Below are 24,473 nucleotides of genomic sequence, written 5' to 3'. Positions count from 1 at the left end.
CGGCTGCGGTCCATCCGGGCTCCTGTCACGGATACTGGAGCCGTTATGGGATACGTGATTCTTGCCGTTGTCATCGCCGTGGTCGCCGTCGGCGCGATCGCAGGCCTCGTCGTTTCCGGCAGACGACGCCAGCAGCTGCCTCCGAAGTCGCAGGCGCCGGTCATCACGGCGCCGAAGCCCACCCCGCAGGAGCCCCAGGTCGGCGAGGAGTCCGCGCCGCCGACCGAGGAACCCCGCCGCACCGTCGAGGAGGTGCAACTCCCGGCGGAGCCCGAGGCCCCGGAGGCCCCGGAGGCCGTCGAGGTCGCGCCCGCCGAGGCCGAGGCGGTTCCCGCCGTAGAGGTCCCCGAGCCCACCGCCGGCCGGCTGGTCCGGCTGCGCTCGCGGCTCTCCCGCTCGCAGAACTCGCTCGGCAAGGGCCTGCTCTCGCTGCTCTCCCGGGAGCACCTGGACGAGGACACCTGGGAGGAGATCGAGGAGACCCTGCTCACCGCCGACGTCGGCGTCGCCCCCACCCAGGAGCTGGTCGAGCGGCTGCGCACCCGGGTGAAGGTGCTCGGCACCCGTACGCCCGGGGAGCTGCGCGCGCTGCTGCGCGAGGAGCTGGTCGAGCTGATCGGCAAGGACTCCGACCGCACCGTCCGCTCCACCAAGCACGAGGAGGGCCCGGCGGTGGTCCTGGTCGTCGGCGTCAACGGCGTCGGCAAGACCACCACCACCGGCAAGCTGGCCCGCGTCCTGGTCGCCGACGGCCGCAGGGTGGTGCTCGGCGCCGCCGACACCTTCCGCGCCGCCGCCGCGGACCAGCTGCAGACCTGGGGCGAGCGGGTCGGTGCGCGCACCGTGCGCGGCCCGGAGGGCGGGGACCCGGCCTCGATCGCCTTCGACGCGGTCAAGGAGGGCATCGCCGAGGGCGTGGACACCGTCCTGATCGACACCGCCGGCCGACTGCACACCAAGACCGGCCTGATGGACGAGCTGGGCAAGGTCAAGCGGGTCGTCGAGAAGCACGGCCCGGTGGACGAGGTGCTGCTGGTGCTGGACGCCACCACCGGCCAGAACGGCCTGATCCAGGCCCGGGTGTTCGCCGAGGTGGTCGACATCACCGGCATCGTGCTGACCAAGCTGGACGGCACCGCCAAGGGCGGCATCGTGGTCGCGGTCCAGCGGGACCTGGGCGTGCCGGTCAAGCTGATCGGTCTGGGCGAGGGCGCGGACGACCTGGCGCCGTTCGAGCCGGGTGCGTTCGTGGACGCGTTGATCGGGGACTGAGGCTCCCCGCCGGTCTCCCACAGGCCGCTCGTACGAAAGGTCCGCTCGACCGCTTGGCTTCGAAGGCTTGGCTCGAAAACTTCGCTGGAAGCTTGGCTCGAAGGGTCCGCTCCGCTAGGGGCGGGCCCTTCCGTATGCCCGGATCCGGGCGGGCCCGCCCGGATCACCGCCCGCGCCCCTTCGGCTTGGGGACGAGAGGGCGCGAGGGCGAGAGGGCGAGTTACGAAGCGGCCCAGGCGGGCTCGGCGGTGCGCTCGCGGCCGCGGTGGCAGGCGTAGGCGAGGGTGCCGAGCAGCAACCGGGCCTCGGGCGGGCAGCCGGCGTTGTCGCGGGTGGGGCGGCGCAGCCAGCGGACCGGGCCGAGGGCGCCGAGGACGGTGGGCGGGGCGGCGACGTAGCTGCCCTCGCCGTGGCAGGTGAGGTCGAGCGCGGCGTCGTCCCAGCCCATCCGGTACAGCAGGTCGGGCAGGCGGCGGGCGGTGCCGGCAGCGACCAGGAACTGCAGCCGGCCGGTGGGGGCAGCGAGCACCGGGCCGACCTGGGTGCCCATGCGCTCCAGCCGGACCAGTGCCTGCAGGCCGGCCTGCTCGGGGACGTCCAGGACGTCGAAGGCGCGACCGGTGGGGAACAGCACCGAGCCCTCGGCGCGGTCGGCATGGGCCCGGCCCTCGCAGCCCGGCACGGGGTGCAGGCCGGGCGCGGCGCAGCGGCCGGCGCCGCAGGGACAGCGGGTCGGGGCGGTGGCGCCAGTGGCCGGGGCGCCGGTGGCGACCGCCCAGCCCCAGCGGCCGGTGTACTCCGCGGCGGCCCGGGACGCGGTGACCTTGGTGCGGCGGCGCGCGCCCAGCGGTGCCAGCCGCAGGTGCCCCAGTCGAAGTTCGCCGAACAGGTTGTCCATGCCTCCCCCAACAGGTTCTCGTTGCCGATGGTTACGGGATGGTGACTGTGTGTCGATTGTCAGGTGTGTGGTGCGTAGTGCGGTGGCGGCGCGCAGCGCGTGGTGTGCGCCTGTTTCGATGGTGCGCCTCGGGCGCCGCCTTGCGAGGGCGACGCGGATGCCGGATCGTCGGGTGCGCGAAACTGTTGCCGCCCGGAGTGGGTGGTGAACTCGCTTGTGACTGCCGTGGATTGCGGGTTCTGCCGGGTCTACCGGGATGAGCCGGGCGACTTGGCGGCCCGCATATGCCGGACCGTCGGGACTATCCAGTGAAGCGTCTGCCCCCTGACTTCGGTTCACTCCTGGGGGTGGCGAAAGGTGGCGTTTCGCCAGGGTCGCTCCCACGGGCACCTCGCGGGGCATTACGTTCAGCACGCGGATGTCGCCGTGATCCCGCTCCGGGCCGCCGGAGAACGGGAGTTGGGAATCTGACGGGACGTCCGCGACGATGGCACACCAGTGCGAGGGCGCGGTACGGCACCACCTCAGGCACGGCAGGCACGTCTGGCAAGAGCCCGCAACCGTCGGGCGGTCACGATCGGGGGCCCCGCGAGGGGCCGGGCGGGATGGGACGTTCCCATGGCAGAGAAGCAACCCAATGAGAAGCTGACCACGTGGTTCACCCGCAGCGGTTGGTCCAAGGGCGAGTTGGCCCGCCAGGTCAACCGCCGGGCCCGGCAGATCGGCGCCCACCACGTGTCCACCGACACCTCGCGGGTGCGCCGCTGGCTCGACGGCGAACAGCCCCGCGAGCCGATCCCCAAGATCATGTCGGAGCTCTTCTCCGAGCGCTTCGGCTCGGTGGTCTCGATCGAGGACCTCGGCCTGCGCGCCGCGATCCCGGTCTCCACCGTGGGCGGCGGCGTCGACCTGCCGTGGAGCGGCCCGCAGACCGTCCAGCTGATCAGTGACTACTCCCGCAGCGACCTGATGCTCAACCGCCGGGGCTTCCTCGGCACCTCGCTGGCGCTGACCGCCGGCGCCGCGCTGATCGAGCCGATGCAGCGCTGGCTGACCCCCGGCCCGACCGGCATCCCCACCCCGATCCTCACCGCAGCCAACGGCGGCGAGGCGTTCACCGGCCGGCTCTCCGAGCCCGAGCTGGAACTGCTGGAGCAGACCACGGTCATGTTCCGCCAATGGGACGCGCAGAACGGCGGCGGGCTGCGCCGCAAGGCCGTCGTCGGCCAACTGCACGAGGTCACCGACCTGCTCCAGGAGACGTACACCGAGGACACCACCCGGCGGCTGTTCCGGCTCACCGCCGAGCTCGCCCACCTGGCCGGGTGGATGTCGTACGACGTCGGGATGCACCCGAGCGCGCAGAAGTACTACGTGCTGGCCCTGCACGCGGCCAAGGAGGCCGGTGACCGCCCGTTCGGCGCGCTGATCCTCACCGACATGAGCCGCCAGATGATCCACCTCAACCGGGGCGAGGACGCCCTGGAGCTGATCCACCTGGCGCAGTACGGCAGCCGTGACACCGCCACCCCGCGCCAGCAGTCCCTGCTGTACGCGATGGAGGCGCGCGCCTACGCCACCATCGGGGAGATCAACCGCTGCGCCCGGGCGATCCGGCTGTCCGAGGACACCTTCACCGACATCCGTGAGGGCGACGGGGACCCGGACTGGCTGAAGTTCTTCTCGCCGGCCGAGCTGAACGCCGAGAACGCGCACTCCTTCCGCGACCTCGCCTACCACTCGGACAACGCCGAGCTGTACGCCTCGCTGTCGGCGCCGGTGATGGAGCGCGCGGTCGACCTGTTCCGCCAGGACGGCGACCACGTGCGCTCGTACGCCTTCAACCTGATCGGCATGGCCAGCGTGCACCTGCTGCAGAAGGAGGCCGAGCAGGCGGCGGTGATGGCCGAGCAGGCGGTGGACATCGCGACCAAGGTGCGCTCGGAGCGGCTGAACTCCAGGGTGCGCAAGACCACGGAGGCCGCGGCGGCCCGGTTCAAGGGCGTGGACGCCGTCAGCCGGCTCAAGGAGCGGGTCGTCCAGGACATCCCGGAGTACCTCTCGGTGGTCTGATCACCGCTCCCGCCCCGACTCCACCGCTCCGCCCCGACTCCACCACCCGCCCCGACTCCACCGCCCGTGCCGGCCGCCGCCGTCGCGGGCGGTGGCTCCTCCGCGCCGGGGCCGGGCCGTGCGGCGGCACGGTAGCCCCTCCGGGCGGCCGCGGGGCCGCGGTTCACACAGCCGTAACCCGCGCGTCGCACGCGTCACGGCCGCGAAACAACCGGCCGCATTGGCCGAAACCAGCCTTCGGCACGCTCCTCTTCATCGCCGACACCCCGGGTGGCACGGGACAGGTACCCGGGTGCGGATCGGCTTGGACGCAGAGGAGACGCCGATGCCGGACGGCTTCAGCGCGGGCGACACCGCCTTCGTGCTCATCAGTGCGGCCCTGGTCATGTTGATGACCCCGGGCCTGGCCTTCTTCTACGGGGGCATGGTCAGGGCCAAGAGCACACTCAACATGCTGGCGATGAGCTTCCTCTCGCTCGGCATCGTGACCGTGCTCTGGGTCCTCTACGGGTACTCGCTCAGCTTCGGGCCCGACGCCTTCGCCGGCCTGATCGGCAACCTGGACTTCCTCGGGATGCGCGGCATCGGCCTGAACGAGCTGACCGGGAGCATCCCGATCACCGCCTTCGCGGTCTTCCAGCTGATGTTCGCGATCATCACCCCGGCGCTGATCAGCGGCGCCATCGCGGACCGGGCCAAGTTCGCCGCCTGGGGCCTGTTCATCGCACTCTGGGTGACGATCGTCTACTTCCCGGTCGCGCACTGGGTGTTCTTCTTCGACGGCGGCCACGGCGGCTGGCTGGGTGACAGAAACGGCGTGATCGACTTCGCCGGCGGCACCGCCGTGCACATCAACGCCGGTGTGGCGGGCCTCGCGCTCTGCCTGGTGCTGGGCAAGCGGGTCGGCTTCAAGAAGGACCCGATGCGCCCGCACAGCCTGCCGCTGGTGATGCTCGGCTCCGGCCTGCTGTGGTTCGGCTGGTTCGGCTTCAACGCGGGTTCGGCGCTGGCCGCCAACGGGGTCGCCGCGATGGCGATGGTCAACACCCAGGTCGCCACCGGCGCGGCGCTGGTCGGCTGGCTGATCTACGAGAAGCTCAAGCACGGCGCCTTCACCACGCTGGGCGCCGCCTCCGGCGCGGTGGCCGGACTGGTCGCGATCACCCCGGCCTGCGGCTCGGTCAGCCCGCTCGGCGCGGTGGCGATCGGCCTGGTCGCGGGCGCGGTCTGCGCCGCCGCCGTCTCGCTCAAGTACCGCTGGGGCTTCGACGACTCGCTCGACGTGGTGGGCGTGCACGCGGTGGGCGGGGCGATCGGCTCGCTGCTGATCGGCCTGTTCGCCACCGGCGGGGTCGGCCAGACCGCCAAGGGCCTGTTCTACGGCGGCGGGCTGGGGCAGCTCGGCAAGCAGGCGATGGGCGTGGCCGTGGTCGCGGCGTACTCCTTCGTGCTCTCCTGGCTGCTGGCCAAGGCGGTCGACAAGCTGGTCGGCTTCCGGGTCGCCGAGGAGGTCGAGGTGGCCGGCATCGACCAGGCCGAACACGCCGAGTCCGCCTACGATTTCAGCGCTGTCGGGGCGGGCCTGGCCCGGGCCCTGCCGGGCCTGGCCGCGGCCGCCGCGTCGGCCGGATCGTCCGCCGGTTCGTCCGCCGAGAAGCCCACCGAGAAGGCCGCCGGAAAGGCGGCCGAGAAGACCGAGGTCGACGCCTGATGAAGCTCATCACCGCCGTGATCAAGCCGTACCGCCTGGACGAGGTGAAGGCCGCCCTGCAGGCCTTCGGGGTCCACGGCCTGACCGTCACCGAGGCCAGCGGCTACGGCCGCCAGCGCGGTCACACCGAGGTGTACCGGGGCGCCGAGTACACCGTGGACCTGGTGCCGAAGGTCAGAATCGAGGTCCTCGTCGAGGACGAGGACGCCGACGACCTGATCGAGGTCCTGGTGAAGGCCGCCCGGACCGGGAAGATCGGCGACGGCAAGGTCTGGAGCGTCCCGGTCGACACCGCCGTACGGGTCCGCACCGGCGAGCGTGGCCCGGACGCCCTGTAGCCCCCGCCCGTCGGCGGGCCTGTGATCCCCCGAGGGGACCACGGGCCCGCCGACGGCGTACCCCGCTCGGCCGAACCGCGCCGCACCGCATTCCCGGCGCACCGTGGCACGGCCCACCCCGCACGACGGACGGGACCCCAGCGCATGACCACCGAGACCAGGCCCTCCGACCCCGCCGACCCCGCCGCCGCCCGGGCCGCGCTGCTCGCCGACCCCGGCCCGGTCGGCCGCCCGCGCCGCGAGGCGCTCGCCGGGCTCACCGACGACTGGCTGGCCGCCCTGCTCGCGGCCGCCGGTGCCCCGCCCGGGGTCGCCCTGGTCGCCGTCGGCGGCTACGGGCGCGGCGAGCTCTCCCCGCGCAGCGACCTGGACGTCCTGCTGCTGCATGACGGCCCGATCGCCCGCGAGCTGCCCGAGCGGATCTGGTACCCGGTCTGGGACGCGGGCGCCAAGCTCGACCACTCGGTGCGCACCGTCGCCGAGGCCCGGGCGGTCGCCGCCGCCGACCTCAAGGCCCAGCTCGGCCTGCTGGACGCCCGCCACCTCGCCGGGGACCCGGCGCTCACCGCCGAGCTGCGCGCTGCGGTGTTCACCGACTGGCGCGCGAGCGCCCCCGCGCGCCTGCCCGAGCTGCGCGAGCTGGGCCGCGAGCGGGCCGAACGACACGGCGAGCTGTCCTTCCTGCTGGAGCCCGACCTCAAGGAGGCCCGCGGCGGCCTGCGCGACGTGGTCGCGCTCAACGCCGTCGCCGCCACCTGGCTCGCCGACGCTCCCCGGGACGGCCTGGACGCCGCCGCGCTGCGGCTCGCCGACGTGCGCGACGCGCTGCACCTGGTCACCGGCCGGGCCACCGAGCGGCTCAGCCTGCAGGACCAGGACCAGGTCGCCGAGCGGCTCGGCGTGCTGGACGCCGACACCCTGCTGCGCCAGGTCTACGAGGCCGCCCGGACCATCGCGTACGCGAGCGACGTCACCTGGCGGGCGGTGGACCGGGTGCTCGCCGCCCGGACCGGCCGGGGCCGCCGGGCGACGCGGCGCGCGTTCCCGTTCACCGCGCCGTTCACCGCCCCGTTCACCGGCGCCGGGCGCGGCGCGGGCGCGGTGGCCCGGGGCGCGGTCGAGCGCCGCCCCCTCGCCGAGGGCGTGGTCGAGCAGGACGGCGAGGCGGTGCTGGCCCAGGGCGCCCGCCCGGCCACCGACCCGGTGCTGCCGCTGCGCGCCGCGGCCGCCGCCGCGCAGAACGGGCTGACCGTCTCGTACGCGACGGTGCGCCGGCTGGCCGCCGAGTGCCGTCCGCTGCCGGTGCCCTGGCCGGACGAGGCGCGCGAGCAGCTGGTCACCCTGCTGGGCGCCGGCGAGGCGGCCGTCCCGGTGTGGGAGGCGCTGGAGGCGGAGGGGCTGGTCACCCGGCTGCTGCCGGACTGGGAGCGGGTGCGCTGCCGTCCGCAGCGCAACGCCGTGCACCGCTGGACGGTGGACCGGCACCTGGTGGAGACGGCGGTGCGGGCCGCCGCGATGACCCGCCGGGTGGCCCGGCCGGACCTGCTGCTGGTCGCCGCGCTGCTGCACGACATCGGCAAGGGCTGGCCCGGGGACCACAGCGAGGCCGGCGAGGTGATCGTCCGCGACCTCGCCCCCCGGATGGGCTTCAGCCCCGAGGACACCGAGACCCTGGCAGTGCTGGTCCGCCACCACCTGACCCTGGTCGACACCGCGACCCGGCGCGACCCGGACGACCCGGCCACCGTCGAGGCGATCACCAAGGCGATCACCACCCTGCCGGAGCTGGAGCTGCTGCACGCGCTCACCGAGGCGGACGCGCTGGCCACCGGCCCGGCCGCGTGGAGCAGCTGGCGGGCCTCGCTGGTGGCCGGCCTGGTGGACCGGGCCGCCGACCGGCTGGCCGGGGCGGCCACGGCACCGGTGGAGGCGGCGCCGACCGCCGAGCAGGAGCGGCTCGCGGTCGAGGCGGCCCGCACCGGTGAGCCGGCGCTGTCGCTGCGGGCCCAGGCCGCGGGCGCGGACCCGGGCACCGAGCCGATGGGCGTGGAGCTGACCCTGGCCGTCCCGGACCGCCCGGGGCTGCTCGGCACCGCCGCCGGGGTGCTCGCGCTGCACCGGCTGACCGTCCGCTCGGCCGGGCTGCGCGAGCTGGACCCGATCGGTGCCGGGCCGGTGCTGCTGCTGTCCTGGCGGGTGGCCGCCGAGTTCGGCGAGCTGCCGGAGGCGGCCCGGCTGCGAGCCGACCTGCGCCGGGCGCTGGAGGGCTCGCTGGACGTCGCGCGGCGCCTCGCCGAACGGGACGCCGCCGCCCCGCGCCGCAAGGGCATCCCGACCCCGCCGCCGCTGGTCGCGGTGGCGCCCGCGGTGGCCTCGGCGACCGCGACCGTGCTGGAGGTCCGCGCGCACGACGCCCCCGGACTGCTGCACCGGATCGGCCGGGCGCTGGACGGGGCCGGCGTACGGGTGCGCACGGCGCACGTCTCCACGCTGGGCGCGGAGGCCGTCGACTCCTTCTACCTGACCGACCCGGAGGGCCGTCCGCTGGCCGCCGGGCGGGCCGGGGAGGTGGCGGCCGCGGTCCGGGCGGCGCTGGGCTGAGGAAACCCCGGGAAGTAGCGGCTGAGCAGCCCCGGGAGCAGGGGCGGAGGAGCTCCTGGAGCAGGGGTGGAGACCTTACCCGGGGCGGCCGGATACCCTGGGGGACGACGACCGTACCGTTACCGATGCCGCAGAGGACCCGCGACGACGTGTTCGACACCCTTTCCGATCGCCTCGCAGCGACGTTCAAGAACCTCCGGGGCAAGGGCCGCCTGAGCGAGGCGGACATCGACGCCACGGCCCGCGAGATCCGTATCGCGCTGCTGGAGGCGGATGTCGCGCTGCCTGTCGTCCGGGCCTTCATCAAGCAGGTCAAGGAGCGGGCGCTCGGTGTCGAGGTCTCCGGCGCGCTGAACCCGGCGCAGCAGATCATCAAGATCGTCAACGAGGAGCTCATCGCGATCCTCGGCGGCGAGACCCGCCGGGTGCGGTTCGCCAAGAGCGGCCCGACGGTCATCATGCTCGCCGGTCTGCAGGGCGCCGGTAAGACCACCCTCGCGGGCAAGCTCGGCCACTGGCTGAAGAAGCAGAAGCACACCCCGCTGCTGGTGGCCTGCGACCTCCAGCGCCCCAACGCGGTCAACCAGCTCCAGGTGGTCGCCGAGCGCGCCGGCGTGGCCTTCTACGGCCCGCAGCCGGGCAACGGCGTCGGCGACCCGGTGCAGGTGGCCAAGGACTCGATCGAGTACGCCAAGCAGAAGCAGTACGACGTCGTCGTCGTCGACACCGCCGGCCGCCTGGGCATCGACGCCGAGCTGATGCAGCAGGCCGCCGACATCCGCGCCGCGGTGAACCCGGACGAGGTCCTGTTCGTCGTCGACGCGATGATCGGCCAGGACGCGGTCACCACCGCGCAGGCCTTCCTCGACGGCGTGGACTTCACCGGTGTCGTGCTCTCCAAGCTCGACGGCGACGCCCGCGGCGGTGCCGCCCTGTCGGTCGCCCACGTCACCGGCCGGCAGATCATGTTCGCCTCCAACGGCGAGAAGGTCGACGACTTCGACGCCTTCCACCCGGACCGGATGGCCTCGCGCATCCTCGGCATGGGTGACGTCCTCTCGCTGATCGAGCGGGCCGAGCAGACCTTCTCGCAGGCCGAGGCGGAGAAGATCGCCGCCAAGCTGCGCGGCGGCCCGAAGGCGTTCACGCTGGACGACTTCCTGTCGCAGCTGGAGCAGGTCCAGAAGATGGGCTCGATCTCCAAGCTGCTCGGCATGCTGCCCGGCATGGGCCAGATCCGCGAGCAGATCAACAACATCGACGACAAGGACGTCAACCGGGTCGGCGCGATCATCAAGTCGATGACCCCGACCGAGCGCGCCGAGCCGGAGCTGATCAACGGCTCCCGCCGGGCCCGCATCGCCAAGGGATCGGGCGTCCAGGTCGGCGAGGTCAAGAACCTGGTCGAGCGGTTCTTCGAGGCCCGCAAGATGATGTCCGCGATGGCCTCCGGCAAGGGCATGCCCGGCATGCCGGGGATCCCGGGCATGGGCGGCGGCGCGAAGAAGTCCGGCAAGAAGGCCCCGCAGGCCAAGGGCAAGCGCAAGAGCGGCAACCCGCTGAAGCGGGCGCAGGAGGAGGCCGCGGCCGCCGAGCGCCGCGCGCTCGGCCCGGGCGCCGACCAGGCCCCGGCGGACGGCGGGGCGTTCGGCCTCGGCGCGGGCAAGGGCCCGGCCGACTTCGAGCTGCCCAAGGAGTTCAAGGACCTGCTGTAGTCCTTGAGCGTCCGGGGCTGGTCTGTGATCGGCCTTGATCGATTTCGCTCGGCCCGTCGTCCGGTATTTCCGGGCGGCGGGCCGATCGCGTGTCCGATGATGGGGGACATGCGAGTGATGATCAGGGCCCCGAGGGCCGAGGACGCGGTTGCGTACGCCGAGGCGGTCCGGCGGTCCGCCGAACACATCGGGCGGTGGAACCCGGTCGAGCCGGACGGGCTGCCCGAACTGCTGGAGCGCCAGGGGGCCGGCCTGCGCACCTTCCTGATCCTCGACGGGAGGACCGGCGGGCTGGTCGGCAAGGTGAACATCGCCAACATCGTGATGGGCCGGTTCTGCAACGCGACGATGGGCTACGACGCGTACCTGCCGTTCGCCGGCACCGGGCGGATGACCGAGGGCATGCGGCTGGTCCTGGACCGCTGCTTCGCCCCGCAGTCGGCCGGCGGGCTGGGACTGCACCGGCTGGAGATCAACGTGCAGCCGGACAACGAGCGTTCGGTCGCGATGGCCAAGCGGCTGGGCTTCCGACGCGAGGGCTTCTCGCCGCGGATGCTGTTCCTGCAGGGCGACTGGCGCGACCACGAGCGATTCGCGCTGACCGCCGAGGAGTGGCCCGGCGCTTCGGCATAACCGCTGGTGGGAGGCGCCCGGCGGGACCGCGCGGGCGCTCGGGCGCGGCGTTGCGGTTGGCCCGCCCGAGCACCTGTCCGTATCGTCCGATGGGTGACCGAACCCGTGCCGCCGCGTCAGACCCCCGACCAGCCCTGGCGCTCCGAGGGCGCCCCGCCCCCGCCCCCGCCCCGCCGCAGGATGCCCGGCGGCTGGACCGGCCTCGTCCTCACCGCCCTCGTGGTGTTCCTGATCTCCGACGTGCTGCTGTCCTACTTCGGCAACGAGGGCGCCACCACGATCTCGTACACCGAGTTCAACAACCAGCTGAACAAGGGCAACATCACCAAGATCTACGCCAAGGGCGACGCGATCGAGGGCACCCTCAAGAGCGCCCAGCCCAAGCCGGACGGCGGCAAGGGCGACTACACCGAGTTCGACACCCAGCGGCCCTCGTTCGCGGGCGACAACCTGTGGACCACGCTGCAGCAGCAGGGCGTCGAGGTCACCGCCACCTCGCCGGTCCAGCAGCGCAGCTTCCTCACCAACCTGCTGCTCTCGCTCGCCCCGATGCTGCTGCTGATCTTCATCTGGGTGCTGCTCGCCCGCCGGATGGCCGGCGGCCTCGGCGCCGGGCCGCTCGGGCGCAAGGCACCGCCCAAGCCGGTCACCGCCGAGCAGGGCACCCGCACCACCTTCGCCGACGTGGCCGGAATCGACGAGGTCGAGGCCGAACTCACCGAGGTGGTCGACTACTTGAAGAACCCGGAGCGGTACCGCAAGCTCGGCGCCAAGATGCCGCGCGGCGTGCTGCTGAGCGGCCCGCCCGGGACGGGCAAGACCCTGCTGGCCCGGGCCGTGGCCGGCGAGGCGGACGTGCCGTTCTTCTCCGCCTCCGCCTCCGAGTTCATCGAGATGATCGTCGGCGTCGGCGCCAGCCGGGTCCGCGAACTGTTCGCCGAGGCCCGCAAGGTCGCCCCGGCGATCATCTTCATCGACGAGATCGACACCATCGGACGCCAGCGCGGCGCGGGCGGCGGCATGGGCGGGCACGACGAACGCGAGCAGACGCTCAACCAGATCCTCACCGAGATGGACGGCTTCAGCGGCTCCGAAGGCGTCATCGTGATCGCCGCGACCAACCGGGCCGACGTGCTCGACCCGGCGCTGCTGCGCCCCGGCCGCTTCGACCGGCGGATCACCGTCAGCCCGCCCGACCGGGAGGGCCGGGCCGCGATCCTGCGCATCCACACCCGCACCGTCCCGCTGTCCGGCGACACCGACCTCACCCGACTGGCCAAGGTCACCCCCGGGATGACCGGCGCCGAACTCGCCAACCTGGTCAACGAGGCCGCCCTGCTGGCCGTCAAGCGCGAGCAGGACGCGGTCAACGAGCGGGACCTCTCGGACGCCCTGGAGAAGGTCCAACTCGGCGCCGTGCGGCCGCTGGTGATGCCGCAGGAGGAGCGCGAGCGGACGGCGTACCACGAGAGCGGGCACGCGCTGCTGGGCATGCTCCAGCCCGGCGCGGACCCGGTCCGCAAGATCACCATCGTGCCGCGCGGCCGGGCGCTCGGTGTCACCCTCTCCACCCCGGAGAACGACCGCTACTCGTACACCGAGCCCTACCTGCGCGGCCGGATCATCGGCGCGCTCGGCGGCATGGCGGCCGAGCAGGTGGTCTACGGAGTGATCACCACCGGCGCGGAGAGCGACCTGGAACAGGTCACCAACATCGCCCGCGGGATGGCCGGGCGCTGGGGGATGAGCGAGCGGGTCGGCCGGCTCACCGCGGTGCCCTCCGACCCGCAGGGCGCGTACGGGCTCTCCGCCGCGCCGACCACGCTGGACGCGGTGGACGAGGAGGCCCGGCGGATCGTCGCCGAGTGCTACGACGACGCGGTGCGGCTGCTGACCGAGCAGCGGCACCGGCTGGACGCGCTGGCGGCGGCGCTGCTGGAGGCGGAGACGCTGGACGAGGAGCAGGCCTACCGGGCGGCGGGGGTGCCCCGGGAGGGGGCCTCAGAGGGCTCCGGCGGGTCAGGCGGGTCCGGCAGCTCCGGCGGGTCCGGCAGCTCTGGTGGGACCGACAGCTCCGGTGCTTCGGGTGGTCCCGGTGGTTCTGACGGTTCCGCCGGTTCCGGTGGCTCCGACAGTGCCGGTGGTTCCGAGGACGGCCCCGGCGGGAGGTCGCTCGACCAGGCGTGAACCGGTTGCCGGGGGCGCCCGCCGTGGTGGCGGGCGCCCCCGGTTCGCGTCTCCTAGCGCGGCCGCTCGGCGACCAGGTAGCGGAACACGTTCTCCATCCGGACCGAGCCGTCCGCGCGCAGGTACGGCTGCAGCGCCTCCTCCAGCTCCTTGGCCACCAGTGAGGCGCCGGAGAACTCCTCCGCCGCCTCGAACAGGCCGGTGGAGAGCAGTCCGCGCACCGCGCTGTCGAGGTCGGCGTAGGCGAACGGGCAGCCCACCCGGCCGCTGCCGGCCGGGCGCAGGCCGGCCGGGGCGAGCAGGTCCTCCAGCGCTCCGGGCGCGCTCAGCTCGAACGGGTCGCGCGCGGTGGTGCGACCCGCCATCCGCCGGGCCACGTCCAGCAGCGCGGCGCTCTCGCAGCGCTCCGGCGGGCCCCAGACGGCGAGCACCACGTGCCCGCCCGGGAGGGTGAGCCGGGCGGCCTCGGCCACCACCGCGCAGGGCTCGGCGGCGCCGGGCAGCTGCTCGAAAACCGTCACCAGCGAATGGGCCGAGCGGGCGACGTCGGCGGCCGGCCGGGCCCCGGCGCACACCCGCAGGCGACGGTCGCGGGCCAGCTCGCGCAGCTCGTCCCGTGGCTCCTGCCCGGAGACCTGGGCGCCCCGTCCGGCGGCGAGCAGCAACGCCAGTCCGGACCGGCAGCCCAGGCCCAGCACACTGCTCGCCGGGCCGACCTCCAGCCGGTCGTAGACCGCCTCGTAGAGCGGCACCAGCATGCGTTCCTGGATCTCCGCCCAGTCGCGCGCCCGCACGGGCCCGGCGGCCCCGGGCTGCGGGTGGTGCGCGCGTGCGCCCGTTGGTCGTTCGGTTGTGCCGGTCGTCCGAGCTGAAGCCATCGCGGCCTCCCATCCGGTCCTTCGGTGTGCTGCTACGGCTCCCCCAAAGTCCCGCCCTACTCCAGCGAACAGCGGGTCGGGCCCGGCGTCCAGAGGGGTGCAGGGTGGTGCGCGCGTGTCGCGGTAGTGCGCCCCCCGTCCTTCGGCCCGTTCCGCGGCCCGGTCCGTCACCGGCCGGGGGTGTGATACCGATTCGAAGTCAGGGGGTCGCTCCCCGTACCATTCGCCCCATGGCTAAGGCACCCGTTCTCACCCCTCAGGCGGAAGACTTCCCGCGCTGGTACCAGGACCTCATCAACAAGGCCGAGCTGGCCGACAACGGTCCGGTGCGCGGCACCATGGTCATCCGACCGTACGGCTACGGCCTGTGGGAGCGGATGCAGCAGGAGATGGACGCCCGGATCAAGAAGGCCGGCGCGCAGAACGCCTACTTCCCGATGTTCATCCCGCAGTCCTACCTGACCAAGGAAGCGGAGCACGTCGAGGGCTTCGCACCCGAACTCGCGGTGGTCACCCACGGCGGCGGCAAGCAGCTGGACGAGCCGGTCGTCGTCCGGCCCACCTCCGAGACGATCATCAACGAGTACTTCTCGAAGTGGGTGCAGAGCCACCGCGACCTGCCCCTGCTGATCAACCAGTGGGCCAACGTGGTCCGTTGGGAGCTGCGCCCGCGCGTCTTCCTGCGCACCACCGAGTTCCTCTGGCAGGAGGGCCACACCGCCCACGCCACGTACGAGGACGCCCGTGCGTACGCGGCGATGATCCACACCCAGGTCTACGGCGACTTCATGACCAACGTGCTCGGCATCGACGTCGTGCTCGGCCGCAAGACCGCCAAGGAGCGCTTCGCCGGCGCCATCAACACCCTCACCCTCGAGGCGATGATGGGCGACGGCAAGGCGCTGCAGATGGGCACCAGCCACGAGCTGGGCCAGAACTTCGCCAAGGCGTTCAACACCACCTACCAGCTGCAGGGCGCCGAGCGCGAGCACGTCTGGCAGACCTCCTGGGGCGTCTCGACCCGCATGGTCGGCGGCCTGATCATGTCCCACGGCGACGACAACGGCCTGCGGGTTCCCCCGCGCCTGGCCGCCGTCCAGGCCGTCGTGCTCGCGATCAAGGGCGACGACGCGGTCATCGCCAAGGTCCGCGAGATCGGCGCGCAGCTGGAGGCCGCCGGCATCCGGGTCGTGGTCGACGACCGCACCGACACCCCGTTCGGCCGCCGCGCCGTCGACTGGGAGCTCAAGGGCGTTCCGCTGCGCATCGAGGTCGGTCCGCGCGACCTGGAGAACGGCACCGCGATGCTGGCCCGCCGCATCCCGGGCGGCAAGGAGCCGGTCTCCATCGACGCCCTGGCCGCGCTGCTCCCGGGCGTGCTGGAGGAGGACCAGGCGCTGCTGCTGCGCCAGTCCCGCGAGCGCCGCGAGTCCCGCACGGTCGACGTCAAGACCATCGACGAGGCCGTCGAGGCCGCCGCGACCGGCTGGGGCCGGATCTCCTGGGCCGACCTCGGCGCGGAGGGCGAGGCCAAGCTGGCCGAGCAGGGCGTCACGGTGCGCTGCATCGTCGCGGCCGACGGTTCGGTGCCGCAGTCGGACGACCAGGACGGCAATATCGCGATCGTCGCCCGCGCGTACTGACATCGATCCGGTTCCGACACCCGTTCCCGGTTCGCACCCGTGTCCGGTTCCGGGTTCGATCCGGGGTTCGGTTCAGGCGGCCGTTTCGCGGGTCTTCCGCGATCCGGGATGTCCGCCGGTTGTCTGTTACCTGTAGGTAATGACCGTTGGCGGCGACATTTGCCCGTAATGCGGATGGGTAAGAATCCGGTAACTCCTTCGGGGGACTCCCGGCAGCGGACATCCCTACTGGCCGGTCAACTCCCGGTATTAACGGAATAGCGGTACGGTGTACGGCCCGTGGCCCTGTCAATCAGGCGGGACCACGGGCCGTACGTCCTGGGGGCGACAGCCCGCCGCCCGGGGCGGAATTCACCAGGCCCGCCGACCGTGGGACGGGCCGAAACCGGCAGGGGGTTGGTCTTGCGTCAGATCCGGAGCGTGCAATTCGCGCGCCGCCTTGCATTCCTGGGAGTTCCCTGTGAATTCCCGGAGGACGGAAACATGCGGAACATCGGCTCGCACTCCATCGTTGGTCTAGCGTGAGCACGACACAGCCCCTCGTCCTCGCGGCCGAACTGGCCGCCGCCTGGAGCGACATCCAGGCCTACCACCAGGATCTCCCCGACCTGGCCTCGCCCGAGGCCCTGATCGGCGAATCCTCCTCGGCCTGTGGCACGCGGCTCGGTTTCGAGCGGCTCCTCCACGAGGCTGCCCACGGTCTGGCCGCGGCCCGGGATATCCGGGACACCTCGCGGGCCGGCCGCTACCACAACCGGCGCTTCCTGATGCTCGCCTCCGAGCTGGGCCTGGCGCACCCGGTGGAGCCGCACGCGAGTAGCGGCTTCTCCCAGGTGACCATGCTCAAGGAGACGCAGGAACGCTACGCAGGAACCATCGAGCGTCTGGACCGCGCCCTCGGCGCGCACCAGGAAGCGGTGGCCGGCGACGGCGTGACGCGTGCCTTCCGCGGCCCGGCCGCCCGGCACGGCTCCTCCGGGGGCGGCGTCCGGGTCAAGGCGGTTTGCGGCTGCGGACGCAACGTCCGGGTCGTTCCGTCGGTGCTCGCGCAGGCGTCCATCGTCTGCGGCGCGTGCCAGCAGCCGTTCAAGATCACGTAAGTGGTCGGCGGGCCGGCGGGACTGCTGTGCGGGCAGCGGTCCGGCCGGAGCGAGCGGTCGCACGGCGGACCGGCAGAGCGGTACAGGCGCTACGAGCAGTCCGAGCGCTACGAGCGGTCCAAGCGCTATGAGCAGAACAACGGCAGGGCAGTACAACAGCGGTGAGTCCGTGGGCTGGACCGGGAGCGGGGGCTCCCGGTCGAGCCCTGATCCGTTCCCGGGCCGTGTGCGGGCGGTTCGCGCCGGTATGGCAGAATGGACAGCTGAGTACTCGGCAGCCGAGACAGGACCCCTCTCTCCTACGGCTGGCGTGTCCCTTGAACGGTCCACCCCGCAACCCCACGCGAGGCGAGCCCGCTCACCCACGTCAACACCAGGAGAACCCACTCCCGTGGCAGTCAAGATCAAGCTGAAGCGTCTCGGCAAGATTCGCTCCCCGCACTACCGCATCGTCGTCGCCGACGCCCGCACCAAGCGTGACGGTCGCGCGATCGAGGAGATCGGCATCTACCAGCCGACCTACAACCCCTCGAAGATCGAGGTCGACAGCGACCGCGCCCAGTACTGGCTGTCCGTCGGCGCCCAGCCGACCGAGCCGGTGCTCGCCATCCTGAAGCTGACCGGCGACTGGCAGAAGTTCAAGGGCCTGCCGGCCCCGGCGCCGCTGCTGGTCGCGGAGCCGAAGGTCGAGGACTTCTCGCACCTGTTCGCGAAGGCCGTCGCCGGCTTCGAGGACGCCACCACCGGTGTCGCCATCACCCCGAAGGCCAAGAAGTCGGACAAGGTCGAGGCTGAGGCCGACGCCGCCGCCGAGGCCTGAGCGTGATCGAGGACGCCCTCGACCACTTGGTGAAGGGCATCGTCGAGCACCCCGACGAGGTGCAGGTGCGTTCGCGCAACCTGCGTCGGGGCAACACCATCGAGGTGCGAGTGCACCCCGATGACCTCGGCAAGGTGATCGGCCGGGGTGGCCGCACGGCGCGCGCTCTGCGCACCGTGGTCGGCGCCCTCGGCGGTCGCAACGTCCGGGTCGACCTGGTCGACGTGGACAACATTCGCTGACGCAGCTGCTCGTTCAGCCGTCAGGGCTTGGGGCCGACCGGGACGCATGTCGTCCCGGTCGGCCTTTTCTCGTTTCCCGCACCACCCGTTCGCACCACCCCTTCGGGGCATCGCACCACCCCACCGCACCAGCCCTTCGCACCGGCCCTTCGCATTTCGTCGGGCTCTCGTTTCGGCTCAGGAACTCCAGGAGAACGATCACCGTGCAGCTCGTCGTCGGCAAGATCGGCCGTGCCCACGGCATCAGGGGGGACGTCAGCGTCGAGGTCCGCACCGACGAGCCGGAGCTCCGGCTCGGCCCGGGTGCCGTCCTGCTCACCGACCCCGCGTCGGCCGGGCCGCTGACCATCGAGTCCGGCCGGGTGCACAGCGGCCGGCTGCTGCTGCGCTTCGTCGGCGTCAAGGACCGCAACGCGGCCGAGGCACTCCGGGGCACCCTGCTCATCTCCGAGGTCGACCCGGAGGAGCGCCCCGACGATCCGGAGGAGTACTACGACCACCAGCTGATCGGCCTGGACGTGGTGCTGCTCGACGGCACCCTGGTCGGCGAGCTGACCGAGGTGCTCCACCTGCCGTACCAGGACCTGCTCACGGTGGAGAGGCCCGACGGGACCGAGGTGCTGGTGCCCTTCGTCAGCCAGATCGTGCCGACCATCGACCTGGAGAACCAGCGCGCGGTGATCACCCCGCCGCCCGGGCTGATCGACCTGGAGCAGGCGGAGGTCGCCGGTACGTCCTCGGCCGAGGGCCCTGAGACCGCTGAGACCGCTGAGACCGCTAAGGCTGCCGAGGCCACTGCGCCCGCCGAGCCCGCCGACGGTTCGGAGGAGTCGGAGTGACCGTCGAGGAGAGCGGCGGTGTGCAGAGCGGCATGCGGATCGACGTCGTCACGATCTTCCCCGAGTACCTGGAGCCGCTGAACATCTCGCTGGTCGGCAAGGCCCGCGCGCGCGGCCAGCTGGACGTGCACGTCCACGAGCTGCGCGAGTGGACCCACGACGTGCACCGCACGGTGGACGACAGCCCGTACGGCGGCGGCCCCGGCATGGTGATGAAGCCCGAGCCGTGGGGCGAGGCGCTGGACGCGGTGGTCGCCGGCGGGCCCGAGGGCGAGGTGCCCACCCTGGTCGTGCCGACCCCGAGCGGGCGCCCGTTCACCCAGGAGCTCGCCCAGGAGCTGGCCGGCCGCCCCTGGCTGGCCTTCACCCCCGCGCGGTACGAGGGCATCGACCGCCGGGTGATCGAGGAGGCGGCCACCCGGATGCCGGTGGTCGAGGCCTCGATCGGCGACTACGTGCTGGCCGGCGGCGAGGTCGCGGTGCTGGTCATGGTCGAGGCGATCGCCCGACTGCTGCCCGGGGTGCTCGGCAACGCCGAGTCCCACCGCGACGACTCCTTCGCGCCGGGCGCGATGGCCGACCTGCTGGAGGGGCCGGTCTACACCAAGCCCGCCGAGTGGCGCGGCCGCACCGTGCCGGACGTGCTGCTCAGCGGCAACCACGGCCGGATCGCCCGTTGGCGGCGCGAGCAGGCCTTCGCCCGTACCCTGGCGAACCGTCCCGACCTGGTCGAACGCTGGCAGTACGGCGCCTTCGACAAGAAGGAGCGGGAGGCGCTCAGCATCCTCGGCCTGGCCTGGGACGAACAGCTCGGCCGATTTCGGTCCGTGGCCGGTGGTGTGGAAGAATAGGCCGCTGCTGTCTGTCGCTGGCACCCTCTCGTAGGGGGCACGTGGACCGGCGCCCCCGCCACGGGGGGCTCGCCGTCAGCCGATGCGGCCCGCAGCAAACCCCATTGTGACGATTTTCCGTGGGCGGCCCGTGGCGCCTGCGATGGAGAGCAACATGAGCAACAAGCTCGCTGCTGTCGACGCGGCTTCGCTGCGTAGCGACATTCCGGCCTTCCGTGCCGGTGACACCCTGAAGGTCCACGTCCGGGTCATCGAGGGCAACCGCTCCCGTGTCCAGGTCTTCCAGGGCGTCGTCATCCGCCGCCACGGCGCCGGCATCGGTGAGACCTTCACCGTTCGCAAGGTCAGCTTCAACGTCGGCGTGGAGCGCACCTTCCCGGTGCACACCCCGGTCGTCGAGAAGATCGAGGTCGTGACCCGCGGTGCGGTTCGCCGCGCCAAGCTGTACTACCTGCGTGACCTCCGCGGCAAGGCCGCGAAGATCAAGGAGAAGCGCGACCGCTGATCCACCGGCCCCCGGCCTCGCCGGGGGATCGGAGCGCTCAAGGGGACCGAGAGACCGCAAGGTAAGCTCACCCCCCGATGAGCACGCACGAACCACCCGCGGACCGCGACAGCAGTCCCGCACCCTCCGGTGCGGACTCGCTGTCGCGGTCCGCGGTCGTGTCCGGGGCGGTTACCGGGGCCGCTTCGGTCGTTTCCGCGGTCGTTTCCGAGGACACGGCGACCGGTCCGGCTACTGCCGCTTCCGCGCGCACCGCCGAGGAGAGCCAGGCCGCGGAGAGTCGGGGCGAGGAGAGTCAGGCCGAGGAGGGCTCGGAGCAGGACGAGGAGCCCGGCCACTCGCGTTCGCGCGACCTGCTGCTGTTGGTGGGGATCTGCCTGGCGGCCCTGCTCCTGGTGAACGCCTTCGTCGCGCGTCCGTTCGCGGTGCCCTCCGGGTCGATGGAGGACACCCTGCGACCGGGCGACCGGCTGATCGCGAACCAGCTCGCCTACGCCTTCGGCGGCCACCCCCAACGGGGCGACATCGTGGTCTTCGACGGGAGGGGCTCCTTCCTGCGGGAGTCCGCGCAGCCGCAGGGCTTCTGGGACGGCGCGCGTTCGCTCGCCCAGGACCTCGGGCTGGCCCCGGCCGGGAACACCATCTACGTCAAGCGCGTGATCGGCGTCGGCGGCGACCGGGTGACCAGTGCCGGCCCGGGTGCGCCGATCACCGTCAACGGCGTGCCGGTGGACGAGACCTCCTACCTGGCCCCGGGGAACGACCCGTCGAGCGTGGCCTTCGACGTGGTGGTGCCGGCCGGCGAACTGTGGGTGATGGGCGACCATCGCAGGGCCTCCCGTGACTCCCGCGACCACCTCGGCGAGCCCGGCGGCGGCTTCGTGCCCGAGGAGAAGGTGATCGGCCGGGCGGACTGGGTGGTCTACCCGTTCTCGCGCTGGACCAGCCTGGACCGGCCCGCGGCTTTCGCCGCGACTGCGGGGACGGGTGGTCATGGGGACCAGAGGTAGGGGTCGGCTCGCCGACCGCCCGGCCCGCGAGCCGGACAACGGTGGGCCGGAGGGCGCCGGGCCCGCCGTGGCCCGGTCGGTGCGCGGCCGGGCCGAGCGTCGCCGCAGCGCCCGTCGGGCGGCTCGCCGACGCAAGCGGTCGCTGGTGCGCGAGGTCCCGATGATCATCCTGGTGGCCCTGCTGGTGGCGCTGGTGATAAAGACCTTCCTGGTCCAGGTGTTCGTGATCCCCTCGGGTTCGATGGAGCAGACCATCCGGATCGGGGACCGGGTGCTGGTGGACAAGTTGACCCCCTGGTTCGGCAGTGAGCCGCAGCGCGGCGACGTGGTGGTCTTCAAGGACCCGGGCGGCTGGCTGGAGAACGACCACAAGCCCTCCGACGACGGCCCGGTGCTGGGTGCGGCCAAGCAGGCGCTGACCTTTGTCGGACTGCTGCCGTCCGACAACGAGCAGGACCTGATCAAGCGGGTGATCGGCGTCGGCGGGGACACCGTCGAGTGCTGCGACGCGCAGGGGCGGCTCAGCGTCAACGGGCACCCGGTGGACGAGACCTACCTCGCACCCGGCAACCCGCCGTCCCGGCAGCCCTTCAAGGTGAAGGTGCCGCAGGGGCGGCTCTGGGTCATGGGCGACCACCGCGACGTCTCCGCCGACTCCCGCTTCCACATGGGCAATCCGGGCCAGGGCACGATCCCGCTGAGCGGTGTGGTCGGTCGCGCGTTCGTGATCGCCTGGCCGCTGGACCGCTTCCATCAACTCGATGTGCCGAGTTCACTCTCCTCTCTCGCCCGGGCTCCGCAGGCCGGAGGAACTACCGCGGAATCCGTGGGCGTTGGGCCGGTTCCTGTGGAACCTCCGCTCGTTATGGGTGTGTTGGGCATCCTTCCGCTCGTCGGTCGTCGGCCGGGGCGGCCTCCGGAGTGAGCCGCGTCGGCCGCCGACCGGCCGGGCCTCGCGTGTGGGACCGCGAGCCGGATGCCTTGGAGTGATAGAGAAGTGCAGGTGCGGCCGGGAGTGGTTCCGGGTCGCGCGCCGAGACTGTGCTGGTGTCAGGGGAGCCCGCGGTGGGCAGCCCTGAGGCGTTCATGGTCATGGTGAGCGTGGTGCCCGCTGTGCGGCACTCTGAGCGCGGGCGCGCGGGCGTCCGCACAGCAGGGAGGAGACGTTGTGGGGGATTTGGTGATCGGTGCCCGTTCGGGCGCCGGAGAGCCCGAAGGCCCAGGTCGTCGGGTGGCCCGGTCCGCCGAGTCCTCGGCGTCCTCGGCCGCGGTCGACGACGCCGCGGCCCAGACCGCCGACGAGCAGGGCACGGGGGCCGAGGACTCGCCGGAACCCTCGCACCCGGAGACCGGGTCGGTGGACGGATCGGAGTCGGAGTCTCCGGCCAAGCCGCGCAAGCCGCGCTCCTTCTGGAAGGAGCTGCCGATCCTGATCGGGATCGCGCTGATCCTCGCGCTCGTGATCAAGACCTTCTTCGTCCAGGCGTTCTCCATTCCGTCGGAGTCGATGCAGAACACGCTGCAGGTCGGCGACCGCGTCCTGGTGGACAAGCTGACCCCCTGGTTCGGGGCCGAGCCCGAGCGCGGCGAGGTCGTGGTGTTCCACGACCCGGGCGGCTGGCTGAACGACGAGCCGACCCAGCAGAGCAGCAACTCCTTCGTCCGCGGCGTTCAGGACGTGCTCAGCTTCGTCGGTCTGATGCCCTCCACCAATGAGAAGGACCTGATCAAGCGGGTCATCGCGGTCGGCGGGGACACCGTCGAGTGCGAGGGCGAGGGGCCGGTCAAGGTCAACGGCGTCGCGCTCAACGAGCCGTACGTCTACCCGGGCAACACCCCCTGTGGTGACCACCCCTTCCAGCCGGTCAAGGTACCCAAGGGGCGGATCTGGGTGATGGGCGACCACCGCGCCAACTCGCTGGACTCCCGCTTCCACATGGACCAGCCGGGCGGCGGCACCGTCCCGGTGGACAACGTGATCGGGCGTGCCTTCGTGGTGGCCTGGCCGATCAACCACTGGTCGACGCTGTCGGTGCCGGACACCTTCGACCAGAAGGGCCTGGCGGCGGCCGCGCCCATGGCGCCCCCCGTGGTCGGTGCGGTGGGGGCTGTCGCCCTGCTTCCGCTGGTGCGCCGGGTGCGAGTCCGGGTGGAGCGCCGCAAGGAGTCCTGAGCTCCACCGGGTTGTCCCCGACTCTTGCGCGGGCCGTGGTACCGACGAGTAATCTGCTCGGACGTGCCACGGCCCGTCGGCGTTCCCGCCGGTGCCTCCGGCGTGCCAGTGGTGTTCTCCGGTAGGCCAGAGGTGGACGGTGTCGATGAGCAGTGTCGTGGAGCAGACGGCCGATCGCCCGGCCGCGCCCGCCCGTGAGCGCCGTCGCTTCGCCGCAGTGCTGCAGGGCGTCGCGCTGGCGCTCGGGCTGGTGCTGATGATCGGCGGCTTCGCCCTGATCGCGATCGACTACCGGCCGTACAACATCCCGACCGCCTCGATGCACCCGACGCTGCAGGTCGGAGACACCGTGCTGGCCCGCAAGGCCGACGGCGGGAAAGTCGGCCGGGGGGACGTGGTGGTCTTCCGGGACCAGGCCTGGGGCGGCGAGCTCATGGTCAAGCGCGTGGTCGCGGTCGGCGGGGACACCGTCGCAACCAGCGGGGACAACCGTCGGCTGACGGTCAACGGACAGCCGGTGGACGAGCCCTACCTCGCGACGCAGGGCCGCCAGGGCGAGTCGTTCAGCGTGACGGTGCCGCAGGGCCGGCTGTTCCTCCTCGGCGACAACCGGGTCGGCTCGCTCGACTCCCGCACCCACCTGGAGGTCGACGGCGGGACCGTCCCGGCCGACGTCATCGAGGCCAGGGTCGAGGCCACCCTGAAGCCCTTCGGCCGGACGGGCCTGCTCGACCGGACCACGGCCTTCGACGGCTTCACGGGGCCGAGGGCGTCGCAGCCCGGCCCGCTGGAGCCCGCCGCCTACGCCACCGTCGCCGGCGCGGCGCTGATCCTGGTGACCTCGGCGGTGGGCGGGGTGGCGGGCCTGGCCCGCCGGCTCCGCCGGGGGCGCAGCTCCTGAGCGGGGCCGTCGCGGCGCGGGCCGCTCTGGCGAACATCGCCCCGAACGGCGGCGTCGGGTGGCAGGATCGGTAGCGCCACCGA

Annotated in this window: 21 protein-coding genes; 19 read left to right on the top strand and 2 right to left on the bottom strand. The window is 72.5% G+C overall.

Annotated features, from left to right (window positions below; translation table 11 throughout):
• Positions 1-45: 45 nt before the first annotated feature.
• Complete coding sequence (ftsY, locus tag ACZ52J_RS26385) at positions 46-1,272, top strand: signal recognition particle-docking protein FtsY (RefSeq protein ID WP_465622262.1); 1,227 nt, start codon at positions 46-48, stop codon at positions 1,270-1,272.
• A gap of 220 nt (positions 1,273-1,492) precedes the next feature.
• Here the strand turns inward: ftsY and ACZ52J_RS26380 are convergent, their stop codons facing one another.
• Positions 1,493-2,170 carry a bifunctional DNA primase/polymerase gene (locus ACZ52J_RS26380; RefSeq protein WP_360504631.1) on the bottom strand — a complete coding sequence of 226 codons (678 nt, stop codon included), beginning with the start codon at positions 2,168-2,170 and terminating at the stop codon, positions 1,493-1,495.
• A gap of 618 nt (positions 2,171-2,788) precedes the next feature.
• Here ACZ52J_RS26380 and nsdA point away from each other — a divergent pair.
• The 7 genes from nsdA (at position 2,789) to ftsH (ending at position 13,428) form a co-directional block, all read left to right on the top strand.
• Positions 2,789-4,243 carry a transcriptional repressor NsdA gene (gene nsdA / locus ACZ52J_RS26375; protein WP_360504633.1) on the top strand — a complete coding sequence of 485 codons (1,455 nt, stop codon included), beginning with the start codon at positions 2,789-2,791 and terminating at the stop codon, positions 4,241-4,243.
• Between the two features lie 325 nt (positions 4,244-4,568).
• On the top strand, positions 4,569-5,954 hold the full coding sequence (locus ACZ52J_RS26370) for an ammonium transporter (RefSeq protein ID WP_360504635.1): 1,386 nt from the start codon (positions 4,569-4,571) through the stop codon (positions 5,952-5,954).
• Positions 5,954-6,292, top strand: a complete 339-nt coding sequence (locus ACZ52J_RS26365; protein ID WP_045700226.1) for a P-II family nitrogen regulator — start codon at positions 5,954-5,956, stop codon at positions 6,290-6,292. Before ACZ52J_RS26370 ends, ACZ52J_RS26365 begins: the two co-directional genes overlap by 1 nt.
• Before the next feature lie 144 nt (positions 6,293-6,436).
• Positions 6,437-8,893, top strand: a complete 2,457-nt coding sequence (locus ACZ52J_RS26360; protein WP_465622260.1) for a [protein-PII] uridylyltransferase — start codon at positions 6,437-6,439, stop codon at positions 8,891-8,893.
• Between the two features lie 149 nt (positions 8,894-9,042).
• The gene (ffh, locus tag ACZ52J_RS26355; RefSeq protein WP_465622393.1) at positions 9,043-10,608 is read left to right on the top strand and encodes a signal recognition particle protein; all 1,566 of its coding nucleotides are present in this window, start codon (positions 9,043-9,045) and stop codon (positions 10,606-10,608) included.
• 108 nt (positions 10,609-10,716) lie between these two features.
• On the top strand, positions 10,717-11,241 hold the full coding sequence (locus tag ACZ52J_RS26350; RefSeq protein WP_396289949.1) for a GNAT family N-acetyltransferase: 525 nt from the start codon (positions 10,717-10,719) through the stop codon (positions 11,239-11,241).
• A gap of 93 nt (positions 11,242-11,334) precedes the next feature.
• Positions 11,335-13,428, top strand: coding sequence for an ATP-dependent zinc metalloprotease FtsH (gene ftsH, locus ACZ52J_RS26345; protein WP_465622259.1), 2,094 nt, complete (start codon positions 11,335-11,337; stop codon positions 13,426-13,428).
• A gap of 53 nt (positions 13,429-13,481) precedes the next feature.
• Here ftsH and ACZ52J_RS26340 read toward each other — a convergent pair whose 3' ends face one another.
• Positions 13,482-14,306 (bottom strand): class I SAM-dependent methyltransferase, encoded by an 825-nt coding sequence (locus ACZ52J_RS26340; protein ID WP_360504641.1) that lies wholly within the window; start codon positions 14,304-14,306, stop codon positions 13,482-13,484.
• Positions 14,307-14,536: 230 nt separating this feature from the next.
• On the opposite strand from ACZ52J_RS26340, the gene proS reads away from it, so the two are divergent.
• From proS to lepB (ACZ52J_RS26285), 11 genes are all read left to right on the top strand, one after another.
• Positions 14,537-15,949 (top strand): proline--tRNA ligase, encoded by a 1,413-nt coding sequence (proS, locus tag ACZ52J_RS26335; RefSeq protein ID WP_465622258.1) that lies wholly within the window; start codon positions 14,537-14,539, stop codon positions 15,947-15,949.
• Positions 15,950-16,470: 521 nt separating this feature from the next.
• Positions 16,471-17,049, top strand: a complete 579-nt coding sequence (locus ACZ52J_RS26330) for a hypothetical protein (RefSeq protein WP_360504645.1) — start codon at positions 16,471-16,473, stop codon at positions 17,047-17,049.
• Positions 17,050-17,440: 391 nt separating this feature from the next.
• Positions 17,441-17,869, top strand: a complete 429-nt coding sequence (rpsP, locus tag ACZ52J_RS26325) for a 30S ribosomal protein S16 (protein WP_360504647.1) — start codon at positions 17,441-17,443, stop codon at positions 17,867-17,869.
• A 2-nt stretch (positions 17,870-17,871) separates the two neighbouring features.
• Entirely contained in the window at positions 17,872-18,111 is a 240-nt protein-coding gene (locus tag ACZ52J_RS26320; RefSeq protein WP_030056773.1) for an RNA-binding protein, read from the top strand.
• A gap of 203 nt (positions 18,112-18,314) precedes the next feature.
• Positions 18,315-18,950 carry a ribosome maturation factor RimM gene (gene rimM, locus ACZ52J_RS26315; RefSeq protein ID WP_465622256.1) on the top strand — a complete coding sequence of 212 codons (636 nt, stop codon included), beginning with the start codon at positions 18,315-18,317 and terminating at the stop codon, positions 18,948-18,950.
• A gap of 32 nt (positions 18,951-18,982) precedes the next feature.
• Positions 18,983-19,801, top strand: coding sequence for a tRNA (guanosine(37)-N1)-methyltransferase TrmD (trmD, locus tag ACZ52J_RS26310; RefSeq protein ID WP_465622392.1), 819 nt, complete (start codon positions 18,983-18,985; stop codon positions 19,799-19,801).
• A 154-nt stretch (positions 19,802-19,955) separates the two neighbouring features.
• Positions 19,956-20,306, top strand: coding sequence for a 50S ribosomal protein L19 (rplS, locus tag ACZ52J_RS26305; protein WP_030306736.1), 351 nt, complete (start codon positions 19,956-19,958; stop codon positions 20,304-20,306).
• 77 nt (positions 20,307-20,383) lie between these two features.
• Positions 20,384-21,316 carry a signal peptidase I gene (lepB, locus tag ACZ52J_RS26300; RefSeq protein ID WP_465622255.1) on the top strand — a complete coding sequence of 311 codons (933 nt, stop codon included), beginning with the start codon at positions 20,384-20,386 and terminating at the stop codon, positions 21,314-21,316.
• Positions 21,300-22,241 (top strand): signal peptidase I, encoded by a 942-nt coding sequence (lepB, locus tag ACZ52J_RS26295; RefSeq protein WP_465622253.1) that lies wholly within the window; start codon positions 21,300-21,302, stop codon positions 22,239-22,241. Before lepB (ACZ52J_RS26300) ends, lepB (ACZ52J_RS26295) begins: the two co-directional genes overlap by 17 nt.
• A 306-nt stretch (positions 22,242-22,547) precedes the next feature.
• The gene (gene lepB / locus ACZ52J_RS26290) at positions 22,548-23,489 is read left to right on the top strand and encodes a signal peptidase I (RefSeq protein WP_465622252.1); all 942 of its coding nucleotides are present in this window, start codon (positions 22,548-22,550) and stop codon (positions 23,487-23,489) included.
• A gap of 145 nt (positions 23,490-23,634) precedes the next feature.
• Complete coding sequence (gene lepB, locus ACZ52J_RS26285; protein ID WP_465622250.1) at positions 23,635-24,390, top strand: signal peptidase I; 756 nt, start codon at positions 23,635-23,637, stop codon at positions 24,388-24,390.
• The last annotated feature ends 83 nt before the right edge of the window (positions 24,391-24,473 follow it).

It is taken from the genome of Kitasatospora sp. NPDC034035 (genome assembly GCF_055575755.1).
This window is presented reverse-complemented; position numbering and strand designations above follow the sequence as displayed.

Excerpts from the sequence above, each read along its gene's own strand:
- ftsY (WP_465622262.1), top strand. The coding sequence starts at position 46 with ATGGGATACGTGATTCTTGCCGTTGTCATCGCCGTGGTCGCCGTCGGC.
- lepB (WP_465622253.1), top strand. The coding sequence starts at position 21,300 with ATGGGGACCAGAGGTAGGGGTCGGCTCGCCGACCGCCCGGCCCGCGAG.
- ACZ52J_RS26350 (WP_396289949.1), top strand. The coding sequence starts at position 10,717 with ATGCGAGTGATGATCAGGGCCCCGAGGGCCGAGGACGCGGTTGCGTAC.
- lepB (WP_465622250.1), top strand. The coding sequence starts at position 23,635 with ATGAGCAGTGTCGTGGAGCAGACGGCCGATCGCCCGGCCGCGCCCGCC.
- ACZ52J_RS26370 (WP_360504635.1), top strand. The coding sequence starts at position 4,569 with ATGCCGGACGGCTTCAGCGCGGGCGACACCGCCTTCGTGCTCATCAGT.
- lepB (WP_465622255.1), top strand. The coding sequence starts at position 20,384 with ATGAGCACGCACGAACCACCCGCGGACCGCGACAGCAGTCCCGCACCC.
- ACZ52J_RS26340 (WP_360504641.1), bottom strand. The coding sequence starts at position 14,306 with ATGGCTTCAGCTCGGACGACCGGCACAACCGAACGACCAACGGGCGCA.
- rplS (WP_030306736.1), top strand. The coding sequence starts at position 19,956 with ATGAGCAACAAGCTCGCTGCTGTCGACGCGGCTTCGCTGCGTAGCGAC.
- trmD (WP_465622392.1), top strand. The coding sequence starts at position 18,983 with ATGCGGATCGACGTCGTCACGATCTTCCCCGAGTACCTGGAGCCGCTG.
- ACZ52J_RS26365 (WP_045700226.1), top strand. The coding sequence starts at position 5,954 with ATGAAGCTCATCACCGCCGTGATCAAGCCGTACCGCCTGGACGAGGTG.
- proS (WP_465622258.1), top strand. The coding sequence starts at position 14,537 with ATGGCTAAGGCACCCGTTCTCACCCCTCAGGCGGAAGACTTCCCGCGC.
- ACZ52J_RS26380 (WP_360504631.1), bottom strand. The coding sequence starts at position 2,170 with ATGGACAACCTGTTCGGCGAACTTCGACTGGGGCACCTGCGGCTGGCA.
- ACZ52J_RS26360 (WP_465622260.1), top strand. The coding sequence starts at position 6,437 with ATGACCACCGAGACCAGGCCCTCCGACCCCGCCGACCCCGCCGCCGCC.
- nsdA (WP_360504633.1), top strand. The coding sequence starts at position 2,789 with ATGGCAGAGAAGCAACCCAATGAGAAGCTGACCACGTGGTTCACCCGC.